This window comes from Pseudomonadota bacterium (assembly GCA_010028905.1).
Lineage (GTDB): Bacteria > Vulcanimicrobiota > Xenobia > RGZZ01 > RGZZ01 > RGZZ01.
In genome coordinates, this window is sequence record RGZZ01000917.1 from 1 (window position 1) to 1,067 (window position 1,067).

At 67.4% G+C, this 1,067-nt stretch carries 1 protein-coding gene; it reads left to right on the top strand.

Annotation, left to right across the window (positions count from 1 at the left end; genetic code table 11):
* Nucleotides 1–82 precede the first annotated feature (82 nt).
* Nucleotides 83–1,000, top strand: coding sequence for a hypothetical protein (locus EB084_26350; GenBank protein ID NDD31784.1), 918 nt, complete (start codon nucleotides 83–85; stop codon nucleotides 998–1,000).
* The last annotated feature ends 67 nt before the right edge of the window (nucleotides 1,001–1,067 follow it).

The window sequence follows — 1,067 nt, forward strand, 5'->3', positions numbered from 1 at the left end:
ATGCGGAACTTGGCGCCAGAGGCGACCCTGACCTGCCATTGGAACGCGTTGCAAATCAGCCCGTTGCACGGCTCTATCATCGATGATGCCTGTGCAGACGTCTCCTCCCCTCTCTCCTGCCGAGTCGCAAGCCCTTCAGCGGGCCTTCTCCGGCGCGATCAACAAGGACGTATCGATCGACGATGCACGCGCGGTGCCTGTCGCAGGTCAGGATCTCGTGCTTCGAGAGAGCGGTCACGACTCGGTGATGATCAGCGGCCGCGTCCGAGGAACGCCTGCCAGCGTATCCGGAGACGGCCAGCACATCGCCTTTCCCGTTGACAGAAGCCAGATCGGGGTGGTCTCCACCCTGCCCGGCCCCCATCAGCGGGTGACGACCTATCCCCTTCCCGTGGTCGATCTCTGCACCCAGGCTCCCCGCGACGTGGAGTTCATCTCGCCTCGGCACGTCGCGGTGGAGACCACCTGGGGAACCTTCCAGCTTCTCGACCTCGACACGGCAGCGTGGCGCCCCATCCCGCTGCAGGCGTTCGACCCCGAGCGCTGGGAATCGCGCCTGCGCGACGCCGAAAGCGCCCTGCCAGACCTGACGCCCGGGGAGCGGACGTTCCTCATCGACCGCTACGGCACCACGGTCGCCGCCGCCGTCGAGTCGCCCGACAAGGGGTTCGTTCTGGTGCAGCTCGCTCGTCAGGCGGGGGAGCGCGAGAACATGCTCATCCACCGCGGCACCTCGCAGCGGTTCTCCATCGACGCGTCGTCGACGCCCGACCCTGCACGCCCCGAGACGGCACCGCACTGGAGCAGCGACAGCCGCTTCATCGTGCTCGATGGCGATCAGCAGATCGGGGCGCCCGAAATACCAGACCCGTGGCTGATCGGTGCGGCAAGAGACGCCCCCTCGTCGAGCGGAGGCGCGCCTCGCGTCATCGTGTGCGACGACAAGGTCATCGTGGCGGGCGTAGAGGTGCCGCGGAACTCGCCGCGCAGCGGTGGTTAGAGCAACGAGGGCTAGCGCGCCGACGCCGCGTTCTCGCTGCCGTTGTCGGTGACCTTGGGATGGCTGC